This window comes from Pedobacter africanus (assembly GCF_040548825.1).
Classification (GTDB): Bacteria; Bacteroidota; Bacteroidia; order Sphingobacteriales; family Sphingobacteriaceae; genus Pedobacter; species Pedobacter africanus_A.
In genome coordinates, this window is record NZ_JBEPSL010000001.1 from 1084447 (window position 1) to 1104547 (window position 20101).

12 protein-coding genes are annotated in these 20101 nt (G+C 45.1%); all 12 read left to right on the forward strand.

The window, feature by feature from the left end:
* Window positions 1–11: 11 nt before the first annotated feature.
* Window positions 12–3164 (forward strand): SusC/RagA family TonB-linked outer membrane protein, encoded by a 3153-nt coding sequence (locus ABIE26_RS04370; RefSeq protein ID WP_310139611.1) that lies wholly within the window; start codon window positions 12–14, stop codon window positions 3162–3164.
* Window positions 3165–3185: 21 nt separating this feature from the next.
* Entirely contained in the window at window positions 3186–5045 is a 1860-nt protein-coding gene (locus ABIE26_RS04375) for a RagB/SusD family nutrient uptake outer membrane protein (RefSeq protein ID WP_310139610.1), read from the forward strand.
* A gap of 18 nt (window positions 5046–5063) precedes the next feature.
* Entirely contained in the window at window positions 5064–8291 is a 3228-nt protein-coding gene (locus ABIE26_RS04380; RefSeq protein ID WP_310139608.1) for a polysaccharide lyase family 8 super-sandwich domain-containing protein, read from the forward strand.
* A gap of 40 nt (window positions 8292–8331) precedes the next feature.
* Window positions 8332–11406, forward strand: coding sequence for a PVC-type heme-binding CxxCH protein (locus ABIE26_RS04385; protein ID WP_310139606.1), 3075 nt, complete (start codon window positions 8332–8334; stop codon window positions 11404–11406).
* A gap of 131 nt (window positions 11407–11537) precedes the next feature.
* Window positions 11538–12743 (forward strand): Nramp family divalent metal transporter, encoded by a 1206-nt coding sequence (locus ABIE26_RS04390; RefSeq protein ID WP_310139604.1) that lies wholly within the window; start codon window positions 11538–11540, stop codon window positions 12741–12743.
* Window positions 12744–12762: 19 nt separating this feature from the next.
* A complete protein-coding gene (locus ABIE26_RS04395; RefSeq protein ID WP_310139602.1) occupies window positions 12763–13779 on the forward strand; it encodes an NAD-dependent epimerase/dehydratase family protein in 1017 nt (338 codons plus the stop codon).
* The gene (locus ABIE26_RS04400) at window positions 13779–14831 is read left to right on the forward strand and encodes a dihydrodipicolinate synthase family protein (RefSeq protein WP_310139600.1); all 1053 of its coding nucleotides are present in this window, start codon (window positions 13779–13781) and stop codon (window positions 14829–14831) included. Before ABIE26_RS04395 ends, ABIE26_RS04400 begins: the two co-directional genes overlap by 1 nt.
* Before the next feature lie 39 nt (window positions 14832–14870).
* Window positions 14871–16256, forward strand: coding sequence for a mandelate racemase/muconate lactonizing enzyme family protein (locus tag ABIE26_RS04405; RefSeq protein WP_310139598.1), 1386 nt, complete (start codon window positions 14871–14873; stop codon window positions 16254–16256).
* A gap of 83 nt (window positions 16257–16339) precedes the next feature.
* Window positions 16340–16699 (forward strand): c-type cytochrome, encoded by a 360-nt coding sequence (locus ABIE26_RS04410; protein WP_310139597.1) that lies wholly within the window; start codon window positions 16340–16342, stop codon window positions 16697–16699.
* A gap of 78 nt (window positions 16700–16777) precedes the next feature.
* Complete coding sequence (locus tag ABIE26_RS04415) at window positions 16778–17557, forward strand: sialate O-acetylesterase (protein WP_310139595.1); 780 nt, start codon at window positions 16778–16780, stop codon at window positions 17555–17557.
* A gap of 157 nt (window positions 17558–17714) precedes the next feature.
* A complete protein-coding gene (locus ABIE26_RS04420) occupies window positions 17715–18731 on the forward strand; it encodes a Gfo/Idh/MocA family protein (protein ID WP_310139593.1) in 1017 nt (338 codons plus the stop codon).
* A 10-nt stretch (window positions 18732–18741) separates the two neighbouring features.
* Entirely contained in the window at window positions 18742–20097 is a 1356-nt protein-coding gene (locus tag ABIE26_RS04425) for a Gfo/Idh/MocA family protein (protein WP_310139591.1), read from the forward strand.
* The last annotated feature ends 4 nt before the right edge of the window (window positions 20098–20101 follow it).

Genomic DNA, 20101 nt, shown 5'->3' on the forward strand with positions numbered 1-20101 from the left:
TAAACCAATGTATGAACAGAAAAATTATTAAACAGTTGAAGCTGATTGTTTTACCGGTTGCACTCTGTTGTTTTTTTACACCGGTTGAGTTGATAGCTCAACAAGCTAAAAACATTACGGGGATTGTAACCGATGCAGAAACAGGAGTCTCCATTCCTATGACCAGCATCAGGTTGAAAAGGACCAGTGCGGTTGTCACAACAGATGCTAACGGTAAGTACACATTAAAGGCAAACAGTGGCGACCAGCTTACTTTTTCCTATATAGGATATACAGAACAGGCTTTTGTAGTAGGAGAAAAAAACGTGATCAACGTGGCACTTAAAAAAGCGGTTTCCAATTTGTCTGAAGTGGTAGTGGTAGCTTATGGTACCGTTAAAAGGTCTGATCTGACGGGTGCAGTGGGGCAGGTAGATATGACCGATATGGCCAGGGCTCCTGTGGCCAGCTTTACAGACGCGCTGGCAGGGCGTGTTGCGGGGGTACAGGTTTCTGCCCAGGATGGCCAGCCCGGAAAGGGCATGAGCATCGTTATACGTGGCGCAAACTCCTTAACCCAAAGCAACTCCCCTTTATATGTAATTGATGGTTTTCCTATTGAAGATCCGGAAGACGGCATGCTGAACCCGGATGATATAGAAACCATCAATATACTAAAAGACGCCTCGGCGACAGCCATATATGGCTCGAGAGCAGCAAATGGTGTAGTGCTGGTTGAAACCAAAAAAGGAAAGATTGGCAAAGCCGTAGTGACTTTTAATTCTTCCTATGGCTTTCAGCAGGTACAGAAAACCATACCGGTAATGAATGCCTATGAATTTGTTAAATACCAGACTGAACTGAACCAGACCTCGGCCAATAATACCTATTTGACGGAGGGTAAAACCCTGGAAACGTATCGGAACATGGAGGGGATAAACTGGCAGGAACAGGTTTTTCAGCAGTCGCCGGTTGCCATCAGCAATATCGCCCTGAGAGGAGGGAACAGCCAGACCAGGTATTCCATTTCCGGCTCATTGTTTGATCAGAAGGGGATTGTCATCAACACCGGCTTTAAGCGCTACCAGGGCAAGGCCTCGATTGATCAGACCATCAGCAAAAAGCTGAAAGCAGGGATCAGCGCAAACTATAGTAAGATCAATACCTATGGGCAGCCCATTTCTGAAGGTAACGGGCCTTCTTTTACGACTTATCTGCTGTCGCGAGCCTGGGGATACAGACCTGTAAACGGCCGGAACAACCAGGATATGCTGGAAGAGGACGGGGATTTTGAACTCATCAACCAGTTCGACATCAGGCTCAATCCTATTGTTACGAGCAACAATGAGTACAACAGGAGCCGGACATCGGATTTTCTGGCCAATGGATATGTTACCTACAGCCCTTTGAGCAATCTTGTATTCAGGTTTGCAGGCTCGGTTTCCGACAGGCAAAAGAGAGGGGTTTTATTCTACAATTCAAAAACTGTTCAGGGGAGCCCGCTAAATGCCCGTAATGCGAAGGGACAATGGGGCTCGGTAATTTACAATGAGATCAATATCTTGTCCAGCGACAATACGGTTACCTATACAGCTGCAATCCATAAAGCCCATAAAATAACTGTACTGGGAGGGTTTTCGTTTCAGGATTACAATGCAGAATCTTATGGTTATGCCGCGCAGAATCTGCCAAACGAGCAGTTGGGGCCAACAGGCCTGGATGAGGGTGTGCCTTATGCGGGTTATGCAAATTCGGGCGGAAACTTTATGGCTTCGTATTTTGGCCGTTTATCCTATAACTACAAGTCGAAATACCTGCTGGAATTCACATTCAGAAGTGACGGTTCCTCAAAGTTCGCCAAAGGACATAAATGGGGATATTTTCCATCAGGTTCTTTTGCCTGGAACATGCAGGATGAAAGTTTTATGAAACCATGGACAATGGTATCCAACTCCAAACTGAGGCTGAGTTATGGCAGTACCGGAAATAACCGTGTAGGTAATTATGATGCCTTTGCGGGCCTGAGCTTTCCAATCGCCAATTCTTATTCTTTTAATAATGCTTTGCCGAGTAAGGGGGTAATTGTGAGCGGATTGGGTAACAGGAACCTGAAATGGGAAACCACATACCAGCTGAACGTTGGTTATGATCTGGGTTTATATAAAGACCGGATTGCCTTTACAGTAGATTGGTATAGGAAGACGACGAAAGACCTTTTGCTGAATGCTGACCTGCCTGCAACAACCGGTGTACTGAATGTACAGCAGAACATTGGCAAAATCAGGAACCAGGGAATTGAGTTTGCATTGAAGACGGTAAATATTAAGAACAAGGTATTTGAGTGGTCGAGCAATTTTAATATTGCATTTAACCAGAACAGGATTCTGGAGTTGGTGAGGGATCAGGATGCGCTGTACTCAACTGTTAACTTTGAATCGCAATATAATGCCAATCCGGCTTATATTTCGCAGATTGGAAAGCCCGCAGGGATGTTTTACGGTTATATTTTTGATGGCGTTTACCAGCTAACCGATTTTGATAAATCGCAGGCAGGGGTTTATACTTTGAAACCCGGGGTCACCAATAACGGAGCTTCGCCGCAGCCCGGGCACATCAAATACAGGGACCTGAATGCTGACGGTATCATCAATACCGACGACCTTACGGTTATTGGCAGGGGGCAGCCCATTCACACCGGTGGTTTTTCCAATAATTTCAGCTATAAAGGCTTTGACCTTGGTATTTTTCTGCAGTGGTCTTATGGTAATGATATCATGAATGCCAACAGATATATGTTTGAAGGGAATGGTAATGTGAGGGTGAGTTTAAATCAATATGCAAGTTATGTAGACCGCTGGAGCGAAAGCAATCCTACCAATAAGAATTTTAAGGCGAACGGACAGGGCACTATTGGCAGTTACTCCTCCAGGGTAATTGAAGATGGTTCTTATTTACGGTTGAAAACAGTTTCGCTGGGTTATAACCTACCGATCTCCTACATTAAATCGGTAGGCCTGAGTAAACTAAGGTTAACCGCGACTGCACAGAACCTGGTGACTTTTACCCGTTATTCGGGTATGGATCCTGAGGTATCTGTAAGGAGCTCAGTTCTTACTCCCGGGTTTGATTTTTCGGCTTATCCCATACCCAGAACCATTGTTTTTGGTTTAAATGCAACATTTTAATTTCTGACCTTATTCTATAAAATGATGAAATACAGTTATTTATTATTGTCTGCCCTGTTGCTGGCCGGTTTTTCTGCCTGCAAAAAGCAGCTGGATACCAAGCCCAAAGATTTTTTTGAACCTTCTGATTATTATCAGAATGCCGAGCAGTTAAATATTGCATTGAACGGAGTTTATGATAACCTGGCTGTGGTGTACTCCAATCCGATCCATTTTCGCTGGGGCTTTGAAGGAGATGAATCCTGGTATGTGAAGAGTGCACCGCTTACCGGACCGCATATTTACGATTTTACAGCGGCCAATTCAGAGATTCAGAGTTTCTGGAACACCCTTTATATAGGGATTGGGCGGGCGAATTATTTACTCGCCAACCTGAACAATAATCCGGCTATAGATGAGGCGGTACGGGCTAAAGTGAAAGGTGAAGCACTTTTTTTGAGGGCATATTATTATTTTTTACTGGTGCAAACTTACGGTGGCGTGCCTTTGATGCTGAAGCCAACCCCCTCGGTTACTGCGGTTGATGTGCCCCGTGCTACGGCAAAAGAGGTTTATGAACAGATCATTGCAGATATGACGGAAGCGGAAGGGCTGGTATCGGGCATCAGCCAGCTGGGCTTTGGCGGTCGGGTAAACAAATCGGCAGTAAGGGGTATATTGGCCAGGGTTTGCCTGCATATGGCCGGTTACCCTGTTAAAGACCAGAGCAAATATAAGGCTGCAAGAGACTGGGCTAAAAAAGTAATGGATGATGCAGAGGCCGGACATGCCCTGAACCCTTCTTATTCGGGTGTATTCATTAATCTTGCCGCTGATAAATACGACATTAAGGAGTGTTTGTGGGAGGTGGAGTTCTGGGGCAATAAATCGGATGCTTTTACTGAAACAGGTTCTGTAGGGGATGTAAACGGACCGGCCTCATCCAATACGGCAACAGGCTTTGCCTATGCTGGCCTTAAGGTAACTGCAGATTTGTATTATCTTTTTCAGGAGGGTGACATCAGGCGGGACTGGTCTATTGCCAGGTTTACGTATGGGGGTGCCAGTCAGCCCGCCAATTCCAAGACCTTTATTACCACTGTTAACCGTACTACTGCCTACAACAGGTTTCCGGCAAAGTACAGACGGGAATATGAAGTTGTGTTGCCAAAAAATACAACAGGTACCCCTATAAACTGTCCTTTGCTCCGCTATGCTGACGTGCTGCTGATGTTCGCTGAAGCAGAAAACGAGATGGCCGAAAACTCAGTGCCTACGGCTGATGCCATAGAGGCTGTAAATAAAGTAAGAAGAAGGGGCTGGTGTACAGGGATAAAAACCCTGACCATTGGCAATGGAGGATCCGGGTATACCACAGCTCCGACGGTAACATTTGTAGGGGGCGGAGGTTCAGGGGTAGTGGCTACCGCCAGTATTTCCGGTGGTAAAGTTACCGGGGTAACTTTTGCCAATGATGCAGTTTACGGGACGTCGAGGGGTGTGGGGTACACTGCAGCCCCTTTGATCGCATTTAGTGGGGGGAACGGTTCGGGTGCAACAGCAACGGCAAGCATTTATACACCAGCGGATGCACTGGTACCTGCTGCGGTGACCGCCAGTAAAGAAACTTTCAGGGCATTTATCCGCGACGAAAGATCGCGGGAACTGAGTGGAGAAACCTTTAGGAAAGGGGATCTGATACGCTGGGACATTTTCGTATCCCGGATGCATGAGCTTTCAGCTACCATTGAAAGGGATTTGGGTACCTCCACAACTCCCGCCTATTTAAACCTCTTTATCAAAGGTTTTGGCCCGAACATTACCGACAGAAATAAGCTTTGGCCAATACCGACAAGGGAACTTACATTAAACAGGGCCTTGACGCAAAATCTAGGCTGGTAATTTTAAACTGACATGAAAATGAGAACTTTATTTATTGCCTTAATGGTTGTATCAGTTATAGCGGGCGCCAGGGCTCAGCAGCGCTTTGTTTCATTTGATGCTGGCATCCCTTCAAACTGGCAAACCAATGCCGATTCAGCACTGGCGGCAAGTACTGAGCACATAAAGGCTGGCAAAGCTTTGAAATGGCATGCAAAGAACGGCAAGTACATCCTGGCAACAAACCTGGCTATCCCTAAGATATCGCTGGATACTGCGGCATCGGCAATTGCCAGGATGTTTATTCATGCTGCGGCCGCATCTAACGATACCCTGCTTTTTGAATTTATGGATGGTAGTGGTATTGTAAGACGTTCAGGAAAAATGCTTTTGAATTATAAAGGCTGGAGGGAATTTCACCGTTCGTATTATTACGATTACAGTGCCGGAAGTCCTATGGCGGGTTTTTTGTTGAATGAGATGAAAATTACCTATAAGCCAGCCAATACTGCCGACAGCTGCCTGATCTATATTGATGAGGTGACGCTCATCGGAAATAAAGATGTAAGAATCCCAGGGCCGCATGTATGGCCAGATTATCCCCAATTTGTAAAACAGGTAACAAATGCCCCGTACCTGAATGTGCTGGAAAACTGGAAGAACGGACCGGATTTGCCGGTTGTTGCAGCAACAGCACAGGAATTGGGAGATCTGCAAATGCTAAGGGCGCATTTTGCCAGAAATTCTGATTCTGTAACGGAGACAGCACTTACTGCAGCAAAAAATTATGTACTTGCCTGCAGCATTGGCTATCATACAGACGGAAATATCAGGGGGAATGGCATCTCGAAAATATACGATCCTGCTACCCTTGTTCTCATCTCCGGGCATTGCAGTTCACTGGCCAGAGCTGCCAATAAAGGAGATACTGATGCAAAAGACAAACTCGTATTGTTTACAGCGTACCTGATGAGTGAAGGCCTGGCAGAGGGCGGCAGAATTGTGTTACAAACGAATTCCTACACCAATCCACGGATTTTTCCGGTAGGTTTCCTGGAGGCACTACCGCATTATACGCCTGCGCTCAGAGCTGAGGTCATAAAAATGCTGAAGTGGGCCAACGAATATAGTGTGATCTATGGTGCGAATTTTATGGAAGGATATAGCGTAGACTACCTGAAATTAAGGACTGCATTTTTGTTTGAACTGGCCGTATTGGATCCCGACGACAATGTGGCGGTAAGGGAATTAAAAATGGTTAAAAGGTTCATGGAGCGCAATACCGTCCCTTCGCTTGGAGGAAGGGATGGGGTTAAACCAGATGGGGTGGGCTATCACCATGGCTCACAGCATACAAGTTATATGGGGGCCTGGGCCACATGGATAGGGTTGGCTGGTTTGCTAAAAGGAACCGCATACAAAATTGATCTGGCGGCGTACAGGCGTATGAGCACAGGTTTGAAATATCTGATGATGGGTTCATCCAAAGGTGTGCTTTTTGCGCATGCCGAATCGGGAAGAAACCCTTTTCCTGCGGCCTTACCGGTGAGCATAACTGATTTTGAGAAGTTTATTGAGATTGGGGGAGATATACAGCATATTCCCGCCGACCCTGAAATGGGGGCTATTTACAACGATGTGACTGGTACAAGCAAATATTCAGTTGATGCTGTTTCTACCTCGGGTTTTCATCAATACAATTATGGTGCTTTAGGAATTCTGAGGAAGAACAAATGGACAGCGGTAATGAGAGGCTTTACCAGCAAAATATTTGGAGCAGAAATATACAAAAATGAAAACCGGTATGGGCGTTATCAGAGTTATGGCAGTCTGGAAATCCTGTATGCAGGTTCGCTGGATGCAACAGGTTACATCCTTAGTGGAAAAGGCTGGGATTGGAACGTTATGCCTGGTACTACAACGGTTCATTTTCCCACTTTTTCAGGCTTGCAACCATTGAAAGATACGGCTATGGAATTTCAGAACCTTAATTTTGCAGGTTCCTTATCTTTGGGGGATGATGGCATTTTTGGTTTCAACTTTGCCGAGATGGCTAATGGCAATTATCTGCCCTCAAGGCTGAGGTTTAAGAAAACGGTCTTTGCCTTCGACAGCATCCTGGTATGTCTTGGAAGTAACATCAATGCCATAGATGGACGGGGAAATGTGGCTACTAATCTGTTTCAGGGCATTAATAAAACAGTCAATCCGGCGATTTATGTCAATTCAGCTACAGCGGTTACCACCGACTATGACCAGACCCTGGACACACAGCTGGCCGGCCTATGGCTCGTAAACGGCCAGTCTACCGGATATTATGTGGCCCGCGGAAATGGGACAGTCCGGGTTTTCAGGGGCCCGCAATCTACTCCTAGAGAAACAGTGATGGATCAGACTCTTCCCAACTCATTTGAAACGGCTTTGGCCAGTAAGGCATGGATCAATCATGGAGTTAATCCGATAGAGTCTGGTTATCAGTTTGTGGTAGTACCGGCTACAACGCCTCAGGCTATGCAGGCCTTAGCTACACAGATCGAGACAAATACAGTATACCAGGTGCTTAAACAAAGCGATACCATGCATGTGGTAAAATACCTGCCTAAGTCGCTTACCAGCTATGCCTTTTATAAAGCCAGTAACACAGTAAATACAGGATTTGTAAAAAGTGTTTCCGACGTATCGTTGCTGGGTATAAAGGAAAACGGGGATACCCTTACCGTGACCATGAATTCACCGGATATGAATGTAAAAAAAGAAACTGCTTACGATTACTACTGGCGCGCTTATCCAAGGTCTGTAAGCCTGGTGCTTAATGGTAACTGGGACGTACTGGAAAACCCATTTAATGTTTCTTTTAGCTCACAAACAAATTCGGTTACCCTGGCATTTAACCTGGAACATGGGTTCTCTAAAACGCTTAAACTGATTAAAAGAACCAGTCTGCGTTTTTCCGGAGCCACTCAGCCGGTTGGCAGTATACAAGAACTTTCTAAAATTAGTTCTGATGTATCTCCAAAAAGAAAACTCAAAATATTTCCTAACCCGGCGAATAGAGATATGGAGGTCGAATATGAAGCTGCTGATGCCGGAACAGCCGATATGCAAATTGTGAATGTGCTTGGGCATACCGTGCTGTCTAAAAAGGTGCAGATAAAAAAAGGACTGAATTCCAGCCCGGTAAACGTTGCTACACTTGTGCCTGGAACCTATGTTGTAATACTGGCTAATGGATTTATGCAGCAAAAGGGAATTTTTGTAAAATACTGACGACAACAACTCAATGAGTTATAGCTTTAAAACAGAGAAAATGAACACAATAGAGAAGATAGGGATAATTTGCATTGCCCTGGTTGTGCTTGCCGCTGGATGTAACCAGGATTCAGGTAGAAAAGGCAGGAATGGTACCCAACTACCCCAAAGTGACAATGAAGAGGTAGCCCGTTATATGGAGTCATTTAAAGGTGTTGGTGCACTCAGTGATACTTCAAAACCTACGCTTCCGCAAAAAACGCTCAGTCATTTTAAATACCCGAACGATCTGGCCTTAGACCTGGTTTTGGCTGAACCACAGATTGTACAGCCCGTAGAATTGAGTTTTGACCACAGGGGAAGGCTTTGGGTGGTACAATACCATCAATATCCCTATCCGGAAGGCTTGAAAGTGACCAGTATCGACAATTACCTTAGGGTAAAATTCGATAAAATACCAACTGCTCCACCGGGAGGGGCTAAGGGCGCAGATAAAATAACCATCTTTGAGGATACCAACGGAGACGGAAAATACGATAAGGCAACTGATGCAATTAAGGGGCTAAATATTGCAACCAGTGTAGTAACCGGTCGCGGTAAAATTTGGGTGCTCAATCCGCCGTATCTGCTGGCTTATCCGGATAGGAACAACGACGGGATCCCCGAAGGTAATCCGGTTGTTCATTTACAAGGCTTTGGACTGGAAGATACACATGCTGTAGCAAATAGCCTGCGATGGGGACCAGATGGCTGGCTATATGGGGCACAGGGGAGTACCGCTACTGCAGATATCAGTTCTTCTGTTTCAAAGCATGTGGCTTTCCAGGGGCAGGCCATCTGGCGCTACAATACAGATAGCCATGTGTTTGAAGTATATGCCGAAGGTGGCGGCAATACTTTCAATGTTGAATTTGACAGCAAAGGCAGATTGTACTCGGGAGATAACGGTTACGATCGGGGTCCTAATTTTAAACAGGGTGCCTATTACCAGAAGAGCCTGGGCAAACACGGACCTTATACCAATGCCTATACTTTTGGCAACCTGAAAAACATGCAGCTTAGCGGCGAAAGAAAACGCTTTACACATTCCCTGATTAAATATGAAGAAACCGGCCTGCCTCAAAGATACAAGGGTAAGATGTTTGCTCTGAACCCGTTGCTGAATTTTGTACAGCTTACAAGGCTGGAGCCTTTCGGATCCACATTTAAGAATGTTGACGAAGATAAGGTCCTGACGACCGGCGATCACTGGTTTCGCCCGGTGAATGTAAAGGCCGGACCTGATGGTGCTGTTTATATTGCCGACTGGTACGACAGTCGTCTTTCGCATGTAGATCCCCGCGATACCTGGCATAAAACATCGGGAAGGGTTTATCGCCTGCGTAGTAAAACGAATAAAGCCATACTGCCAAAGTTCGATATCAGTAAGTATTCGGTACAGCAGCTCATACAATTGTTAAAAAATGAAAACAAATGGTACCGCCAGCAGGCGCAGATCCAGTTTGCAAACCGTAAAAACAAATCTTTGGTGCCACAGCTGCAGCCACTGCTAAAATCTGCGGATGGGCAACTGGCATTGGAAGCGTTATGGGCTATTAACCTGAGCGGCGGGTTGAATGATGACATTGCGCTCATTGCATTGAGCCATAAAGATCCCTTTGTGAGAAACTGGGCAGTACGGTTGGCAGGTGATCGTCAATCGGTCTCTCCTGTAGTTTCAAAACACCTGATCAGGCTGGCAGAAACAGAAGCAGATCCTGAAACCCGGAGCCAGATTGCTGCTACCGCAAAACGTTTGCCTGGTGATACGGCTATCCCTATGATCGAAGGCTTATTGAAAGGCGGATATGATGCCGCCGACGCGGATATTCCTTTGCTGATCTGGTGGGCCATAGAAGCCAAAGCTGAAACAGATCGCGGTAAGGTGCTGGATATATTTCAGCGGCCTGCAGTTTGGAAAAGTAAAACCGTTCAAAATACAGTACTGAAGCGTTTGATACAGAGGTATGTGATGGCTGGTGGAGAGGCCAATTTTACAGCCGCTGCGAAGTTAATTGAACTAGCCCCTTCAAAAAATGCAGCAAAAGAATTGATCAGTGGTTTAAGTGAAGGCCTTCGCGGGCGGGATTTGATCGGACTATCACCCGCCCTTGCGAAAGCCATAAAACCTTATCAGAATGAACTTTTTGGCGGACCGCTGGCATTGGGTATCAGGCAGGGAAAGATCGGGGTTGTTGAAAAAGCCATTCTGATTATTACTGATTCAAAGGCCGATCCACAACAGCGACTGACCTATGCCAGGCTCCTCGGCGAAAGCGGCCAGAAAAAGGCAGTGCCAGCCTTATTGAAAATAGTACAGACATCGGGTTCATCGGCAGCCTTAAAGCAAACCGCTTTGCAGGCCTTACAGTATTTTGATATGCCTGAGATTGGCAGAAAAGTCGTGGCCGCATATCCGCAATACCGGGGAGATGTGGGGGTAAGGAATGCTGCGATAGACCTGGTGTCCAGCAGATCGTTATGGGCAGCTTCATTTCTGGAGGCGATAGAAAAAACCAGAAATATCAATAAAGCTGATGTACCTGATGCAGTTGCCCGTAAACTGAAGCTGCTGAAAGATCCAGGTATAGCTGAAAGGGTAAACAGGCTGTGGCCAAATGTGAAACTGGCCACATCTGCCGAAAAAAACGAAAGTATAGCCAGATTTGCAAAAATTATCCGTTCTGGCAGGGGAGATCTTCAGAAAGGAAGAGTTTTATACCTCAGCAATTGTGGCCCTTGTCACCGTTTGTTTGATGGTGGTGGAAATATAGGGCCAGATCTGACCGGCTACGATAGAGATAACATGAACAGCATGTTGCTCAATATTGTTGATCCCAATGCTGATATCAGGGAAGGTTATGTGATCCACAAGATTGTGACAACAGACGGGCGTACACTGGAGGGGAAAATCATCTCAAGAAATGGTGATGCCATCACACTTCAGCCCGTTGCAGGAAAAAACATGGTGCTTTCTGCAACGCGGGTTAAGGAGATGAAAGCCCAGCAGGTTTCTTTGATGCCTGAACGTATCTTAGAACATCTGTCTGAGCAGGAAGTGAGAGATATATTCTCCTATATTATGAAAAAATAAAGCAAGCTGAAGCGCGTTCCCCAAAAAAGATATTGGATTTTAATATTTTAATTTATATTTTCGGGTACGTTAACGAAGTGTTAAATAAACTGTTTGTCAATACCGTAACTAAACCAAATTAAACCCTGAAAATGATATCAAAACTTAAAAAATGGCTGCTTTCCCTTGGGCCAGGAATTATTACAGCAGCCTTGGTTTTTGGCCCTAGTAAAATGACGATTACTTCAAAACTGGGGGCCGACTATGGCTATAGCCTGTTGTGGATTGTTGTGGTGGCTATTTTTTTTATGACGATTTTTACGGTTATGGCCGCCAGGATTGGCGTGGCATCAGAACAGTCACTCCTGGGTACGATTCGTCAGAAATGGGGAAATGCTGCCGCTGTGGCCATTGGACTGGGGATTTTCTTTGTTACCACCTCCTTCCAGGCCGGAAATTCTATTGGCGTAGGCATTTCAGTGGCTGAGGCCACTGGTACATCTCCTGTGTTGTGGGTTATTGTATTCAATCTTGTAGGCATAGGTTTGCTTTTCTTCAGGGCCTTTTATAAAGTGCTCGAGAAGCTAATGATTTTTTTAGTGGCATTGATGCTTTTTGCCTTTGTAACGACCCTGTTTTTTGCAAAGCCCAGCGTTTCGGGTATTACAGGTGGACTGGTACCTGAACTGCCTGACGGATCAGCGGGCCTGGTTATCGCTTTTTTTGCTTCCTGTTTTTCTATTGTGGGTGCTTTTTACCAGAGTTACCTGGTACAGGAGCGGATAAAGGTAAACCCTGAGATCAAAGAAAAAAAGAGCCACAGCATTACAGGAATTGTCATCCTGGGCCTGATGAGTGCGATTGTGATGATCTGTGCCGCCGCAGTTCTAAACACCAAAGGAATTAAAGTAAACACCGCATCCGATATGGCAAGGGCATTGGAACCCCTGTTTGGCAGTGCTGCTTCTATCTTTTTCCTGGTTGGACTTTTTGGTGCCTCTTTTTCTTCGCTTGTAGGAAATGCAACTGTTGGTGGGGCTTTGCTGGGCGATGCATTTGGTAAGGGCAGTCAGCTGAATTCAACAGCAGTCAAATTGCTGATTGCCATGGTGATGGTATTTGGTGCTGTTATCGCCATTAAATTTGGCAAACTTCCGCTCGAACTGATCGTTTTTGCCCAGAGTGTAACAATATTTCTCGTTCCTTTCATTGGTATTGCCATGTATGCCATTTCCAATGACCCTAAGATTATGGGCAAACATGTGAATTCATTGTCTACCAAGATATTTGGGGCTATAGGCCTGCTCATATTGATATTTCTTGCACTGAGCAACATTAAAGAACTGTTTTTTAAGTAATTCAATAATCCTATTTTAAATGACCGAATTAGCACAACTGGAACAAGAGTTATTAAAGCCTTCTGAAAGGCTGATTGCAGATATCCGTAAAATTGAGGGCGACATTATGTTGTTGGGTGTTGGCGGTAAGATGGGCCCCAGTATGGCCCGACTGGCAAAGCTGGCGGTGGATCAGGCCGGACTGAAAAAACGCATTATCGGTGTATCCCGTTTTTCTGATGGCAATGCCCGGGAAGAACTGGAAACCGCCGGGGTAGAGACCATTTCTGCGGACCTGCTGAATGAAGCTGATCTGGCAGGGCTGCCAGATGTTGAAAATATCATTTATCTGGCTGGAACCAAATTTGGTACTACCGGTAAAGAGGCCTTTACCTGGGCCATGAATGCTTACCTGCCCGGTCGTGTTGCTGAGCGTTTTAAAAAATCACGCATTGTTGTTTTCTCTACCGGGAACGTTTATCCCTTTACTCCGGTTACTTCTGGTGGTTTGTCTGAAGATCATCCGGTTGCTCCGGTTGGCGAATACGGGCAGTCTTGTCTGGGAAGAGAGCGTATCTTTCAATATTTCGCCGAAAAGAACCAGACGCCAACCCTTATTTATCGTTTAAATTATGCAATCGATCTTCGTTATGGCGTTCTGCTGGAACTTGCCAAATCTGTAAATGAAGGCCGGTCAATAGATTTGACTACCGGAAATGTGAATGTGATCTGGCAGGGAGATGCCAATGAGATTGCGATCAGATCTCTGCTGCATTGCAGTGCACCTGCGAAACTATTAAATGTAACCGGGCCGGAAACACTTTCGGTAAAGTGGCTTGCTGAACAGTTTGGCATGCTGCTGGGTAAAGAACCACTGTTTGAAAATGAGGTTCAGCAGACAGCCTTGCTAAACAATGCGTCAGAAGCCCATAAGCTGTTTGGTTACCCAAGGGTAACCATCAGGGAAATGATGGATATGACAGTTAGCTGGTTACAAGGGGGGGGTAAAATCTCCAATAAACCCACACATTTTCAGGAAAGGAAAGGACAATTCTGATGGTACAGCAATTAAAACCCGAATTGAAGAAGTTCCTGGATGGAGGTACAGTAATCCCTGCGCATCCACTGGCATTAACCGCAGAAAGGAAGCTGGATGAGGTGCGGCAGCGGCAGCTGACCAGGTATTATATGGCCGCGGGTGCGGGGGGGATTGCAGTAGGGGTACACAGCACGCAGTTTGAGATCAGGGAGCCAAAGATTAATCTTTATGACACTGTCTTGCGTCTGGCAGCCGAAGAGGTAGAAAAAGCAGCGCTGGAAAGGCCTTTTATCAAAGTGGCTGGGATTTGCGGTCCTACCGCACAGGCGGTAACTGAAGCAGAGACCGCTCTTAGGTATGGCTACGATATGGGGCTTTTGAGTATGGGCGGATTGCAGGGGTGGACAGAAACAGCGATTCTGGACAGGGTAAAAGCTGTGGCAGCAGTAATGCCTGTTTTTGGCTTTTACCTGCAGCCAAGTGTTGGCGGACGCATCTTCAGCTATGATTTCTGGCTGCAGTTTGCAGAAATAGAAAATGTAGAAGCCATAAAAGTAGCTTCTTTTAACAGGTACCAGACCCTGGATGTGGTTAGGGCTGTATGCCATTCAAGCAGAACAGATAAAATTGCCCTTTATACCGGGAATGATGATAATATTGTTGCCGACCTGCTCACCAGCTATGAGTTTGAAGTAGGTGGAAAGAAAGTAAAAAAAGAATTTATAGGTGGATTGCTGGGGCATTGGGCAGTGTGGACAAATGCTGCCGTACGCTTGTTTGAAGAGGTTAAAGCCTGTAAAAGGAATGGGGATCAAAATGCAGCCACATTGTTAAACAAGGGCGTGCAGGTAACAGATATGAATGCGGCGATATTTGATCCTTCGCATAGCTTCCATGGCTGTATACCCGGTATACATGAGGTGTTAAGAAAACAGGGATTGATGGAAGGAACCTGGTGTCTGAACCCTGAAGAACAATTGTCGGAAGGGCAGGCCGCTGAAATAGAACGCGTGTGTGCTGCTTATCCGGATTTGACAGATGAGGGTTTTGTTAAAAAGTTTCTCGGCTAGTTATTGTCAGAAAATAGCATCAAGGAAATACCAGGAGAAATGAACCGAAGAGCCTTTATTAAGAACACCGGTCTGATGGCTGCATTTTCCGGAGCTGGTTTCAACGAAACTTCTTTTTTTGCAACATCAATTATGAAAGAAATTAAAATAACAAATACTGATACCGATTTTGAACGTGAAAAGCTGATCCGGCCTTTTGGATTTAAAGGAGGCTATCTGACAGAACTCTGGCAGGTAGCTTCCAGAATTCAGACCGAATCGGGGCTGACTACCACTGGTATAGCAACACAAAGTGTTTTATACGGCGATGCTGACCTTTTTGCCAGCCATACCGAAGCAGCAGGGAATGCATTGATGTTCCTTGTGGTGAACAAGGCGCTGGAACTAATCCGGCAAAGTCCTTTTAAAGATCCCATTGCATTGCTGGAAGCAATATTTCCTGAATTGTTTAAAGAAGCGAAAAGGATGACCGGTAAGACTGATCTGAACCTAAATTTTGTTTACAATGCACTCATCAGCACCGACAATGCCGCCTGGTTAATGTATGCTGCTGAAAACAAGTACAAAACCTTTAATGAAATGATCCCGGGGCCTTATAAAAAAGCCTTATCACATAAAAACCGCCAGGTTGCGATTATTTACCAGGTGCCTTATGGGATGCCGGTATTGGATTTGACAAAGGCTGCTGCCGAAGGTTATTTTGTTTTTAAAATAAAAACAGGGTATCCGGGAAGCCAGACAGAGATGTTGCAGAAGGATATGGATAGATTGAGTCAGGTGCATGCTGCGCTTAAAGATCTGCGTACACACCGTACACCCAATGGTAAACTGATTTATACAATGGATGCGAATGGCAGGTATGAACGTAAAGAATTACTACAGCGCTACCTGGACCATGCCAGGAAGATAGGAGCTTTTGAGCACATTTTATTTTACGAGGAGCCGCTCGCGGAACATAATGATGAAGATGTATCTGACCTTGGCATAAGGATGGCTGCGGATGAAAGTATACATACGGAGGCCGATGCTACAAAAAGGATAGAACAGGGTTATGGCGCACTGGTGCTTAAAGGAATTGCAAAAACACTCAGTATGTCAATGAAAATTGCCAAACTCGCGGCAGAAAATCAAATTCCCTGTCTGTGTGCAGATCTTACCGTGAATCCGATACTGATAGACTGGAATAAAAACCTTGCAGCCCGTTTGATGCCTTTCCCGGGCATAAATATGGGCCTTATAGAGACAAATGGCGACATGAACTATAAAAACTGGAAGCACATGCTCAGCTATCATCCTCATGCCGGGGCAGCCTGGACTAAAACAATAGGAGGCGTATTTGAACTTGGGGACGATTTTTATACAAAAAGTGGAGGTATTTTCGATACTTCTGTCCATTACGAGCAAATGTTTAAGAAATGGAAATAAATTATTAAATATTTAGAAGGTGGATTGCAGGAAATATTTATTTTTAAGCCGAACACAATAACCTAATAGTAACACACACAACAATGAACAAGAACTTATTTTTTTCAGGCTGCCTGGCATTGGGTATATTTACTGCAGGAGCAGCCAAAAGTCAAACTGCTGATCCGAAAAAAGACATTGAAGCAGGAAAAGCACTGATCGCAAAATCAGATTGTTTTGCATGTCATAAACCAGACGGTAAACTGGTTGGACCATCTTATATTGAGATCGCAAAAAAATACACGGCTACCGATGCAAATGTTACACTCCTATCCGGAAAGGTAATAAAAGGAGGCAGCGGTAACTGGGGCCAAATCCCTATGGCTGCACACCCAAAAATTTCGCAACCAGATGCAAAAAAAATGGTGAAATATATTTTGTCGCATTCTTCAGCAAAAAAATAAACCAGAGATGAAATCAGTATGAAAGTGCCATTTCAGGTAGCATCCGAAATGGTGCTTTCATGACTTTAAATTAACAATATGAAATTTGTGTTCCTTTTATTTCTTGTTTCGTTCAATTGTGTTTTTTATGGTCTCGCCCAGCAAAGTCCAGATAAGGTTGATCCGGATTTTCATTTGTACCTGCTGGTTGGACAGTCAAATATGGCCGGGAGAGGGAAAGTGGATAGCATTAGTAAGCAGATTAACCCGAGGATATTGATGCTGAACAAAAATGGAGAATGGGTGGAGGCTACAGATCCGCTTCATTTTGACCGTCCGGCAATGGTTGGTGTTGGCCCTGGTCTGAGTTTCGCCCAGCATATGCTGGATAAAAATAAAAAGATAAAAATAGGTTTAGTTCCATGTGCAGTAGGAGGTTCTTCAATTGAGGTATGGCAGGCCGGGAAGGAATATTTAAAAGACCACCCTTACGATGATGCAATAAAACGAGCTAAAATCGCAATGCAATATGGGGTGCTTAAAGGTATTGTATGGCACCAGGGAGAAGCAGATAGCAATGAAGAAAAGTCAGGACGTTATATGGCTAAACTGAAAAAGCTGGTTGCCGATTTTAGAAAGGACTTACTGGCTTCTGACCTGCCTTTCGTAGCCGGGGAGCTGGGACATTACCGTGAAAATTACAAGCTCATAAATGCGGTATTGAAAGATTTAGCAGATGAAGTGCCAAATTCCGGACTTGCTACGGCTGAAGGGTTAATACATAAAGGAGATGGGACGCATCTGGATACCCCTTCAGCAAGGGAACTGGGAAAACGTTTTGCTATCGTTATGCGCAAGTTGCAAAAGAATCGTAAATAGTAAACCTTTATGGATTAATGCCAAAATAAATTTGCATGTTTCTTCTTTAGTGCGTATATTCGGGTACGTACACATCATTGTATATCCTTAAGAAGAACAAGGCTTTTAACACCACATTGAGAACAAAATTGTAAGTTTATTTTATAGACAAATCATTATGAATAGTTACAACCGGAGAAATTTTATCAGAATGGCAACTTTAGCAGGTGCAGGCCTGGGTGTTGCAGGTAGTTTTGAATCACTATATGCAAAATCAAGCGTATTGGCAGGAAAAAGGGTAGGGATCATAGGGCTGGATACCTCACATGCCGTTGCTTTTACCAAGACCCTGAACGCAGCAGATGCACCGGCCGAGTATGCTGGCTATAAAGTGGTGGCAGCCTACCCGAAGGGGAGTAATGACATCAAAACCAGTGTAGACAGGATCCCGGGATATACAGAAGATGTAAAAAAACTTGGTGTTGAAATTGTCGGCTCGATTGCTGACCTGCTGAGGAAAACCGATGTTATATTGCTGGAAACAAATGATGGACGTTTGCATCTCGAACAAGCTTTACAGGTGTTTAAGGCACGTAAACCTATGTTTATAGACAAGCCAATGGCGGCTTCGCTGGCAGATACCAATGCGATATTTACAGCTGCAAAAAAATACAATTCCCCTGTATTCTCTTCTTCTTCTTTAAGGTATATGGATGGCATATCTGACGTAATAGAGGGTAAAATTGGAAAAGTGCTTGGTGCAGAAACCTACAGTCCTGCCAAATATGAAAAAACACACCCCGATCTGTTCTGGTATGGCATACATGGTGTAGAAATGTTGTTTGCGGTAATGGGACCGGGCTGTAAAACGGTCACCAGAGTGCATACAGATGATACCGATGTTGTAGTCGGTGTATGGAACGACGGCCGTGTCGGTTCTTTTAGAGGTACACGTAACGGCAAAAGCGATTACGGTGCGAGGATATTTGGTGAAAAGAAAAACATTACCCTTGGCGAATTTAAAGGCTACAACCCCTTGCTTCAGCAAATCGTTAAATTTTTTGAAACAGGACAGGCACCTGTCCGACCGGAGGAGACCATAGAAATTGCTGCTTTTATGGAGGCCGCAGATGAAAGCAAAGCAAAGGGTGGCTGTCCGGTGAGCATGACGGGATTGTTAAATAAGGCTAAATAAATTGATATATATGGATAAATCAGCAGACAAAAACCGTCGTCATTTTATAAAAAATGCAGTCACTGGCGCGGCCGCACTATCATTGGGCGGTGTGCTACCTGGGTTTAGTGCCAAAAGTTATGCAAGTATACTGGGGGCAAACGATAAGATCAATGTCGCCATGATGGGGGTAAATGCCAGAGGGCTTGCACTGGCTGGCAACTTTTCACTGCAGCCAGGCTGTGTGGTAACCTATATCTGTGATGTGGATAGCCGTGCTGCTGATAAATGTGTTGCTCAGGTAGAAAAGAACCAGAACAGGAGACCGAAGTCGGAGCCGGATTTCAGAAAGACCCTTGAGTATAAAGATGTTGATGCCCTGGTTGTAGCTGCACCCGACCACTGGCATGCGCCTGCCGCAATACTCGCTTCGAAAGCAGGTAAACATGTTTACCTGGAAAAGCCCTGCAGCCACAACCCGGCAGAGGGTGAACTGCTGCTGGCGGCAGCAAATAAATATAAAAACGTAATCCAGATGGGCAACCAGCGCCGTTCATGGCCAAATATTGTTGCTGCCATCAGGGAACTCCATGGCGGAGCAATAGGACGGCCTTATTTTGCAAAAACCTGGTATACCAATAACAGGCTTTCCATAGGTCAAGGTAAAGAGACAGCTGTCCCGTCATGGTTGAATTTTGATTTGTGGCAAGGGCCCGCGCCACGGATGGTTTATAAAGACAATATTTTACATTACAACTGGCATTGGTTCTGGCATTGGGGAACAGGTGAGGCGCTAAACAACGGAACTCACATGGTTGATATCGCCAGGTGGGGACTTGGTGTAGATTATCCCACCAAAGTCACCTCATCAGGAGGCCGTTACCGGTATCAGGATGATTGGCAAACGCCCGACACCCAGGTTATAAGCCTGGAATTTGGCAAGAAAGGTGCCATTACCTGGGAAGGAAGGAGTTGCAATGGCCGGAATGTAGAAGGTGCCAGCGTGGGTGTTATTTTTTATGGGGAAAATGGGTCCCTGCAAATCGACGGCACAAATGGATATGTGATTTATGATTTAAATAATAAGCTGGTAAAAGAGGTTAAAAATGATGTTAAAGTTGATGCGCGAAGTCTAACCAATCCTTCACAAGCTTTAGATGCCTTGCACATCAATAATTTCTTTGATGCGATAAAAAAAGGGACCAGCTTAAATTCGGATATTTTGAGCGGTCACCAAAGCACATTGCTTGTACAGTTGGGCAATATTGCACAGCGTACCGGAGCGGCCCTTGATATCGACCCCAAAAACGGTCATATTTTAAACAATAAAGCAGCAATGCAATACTGGAGAAGAACTTACCAAAAAGGTTGGGAACCAACGATCTGATCGC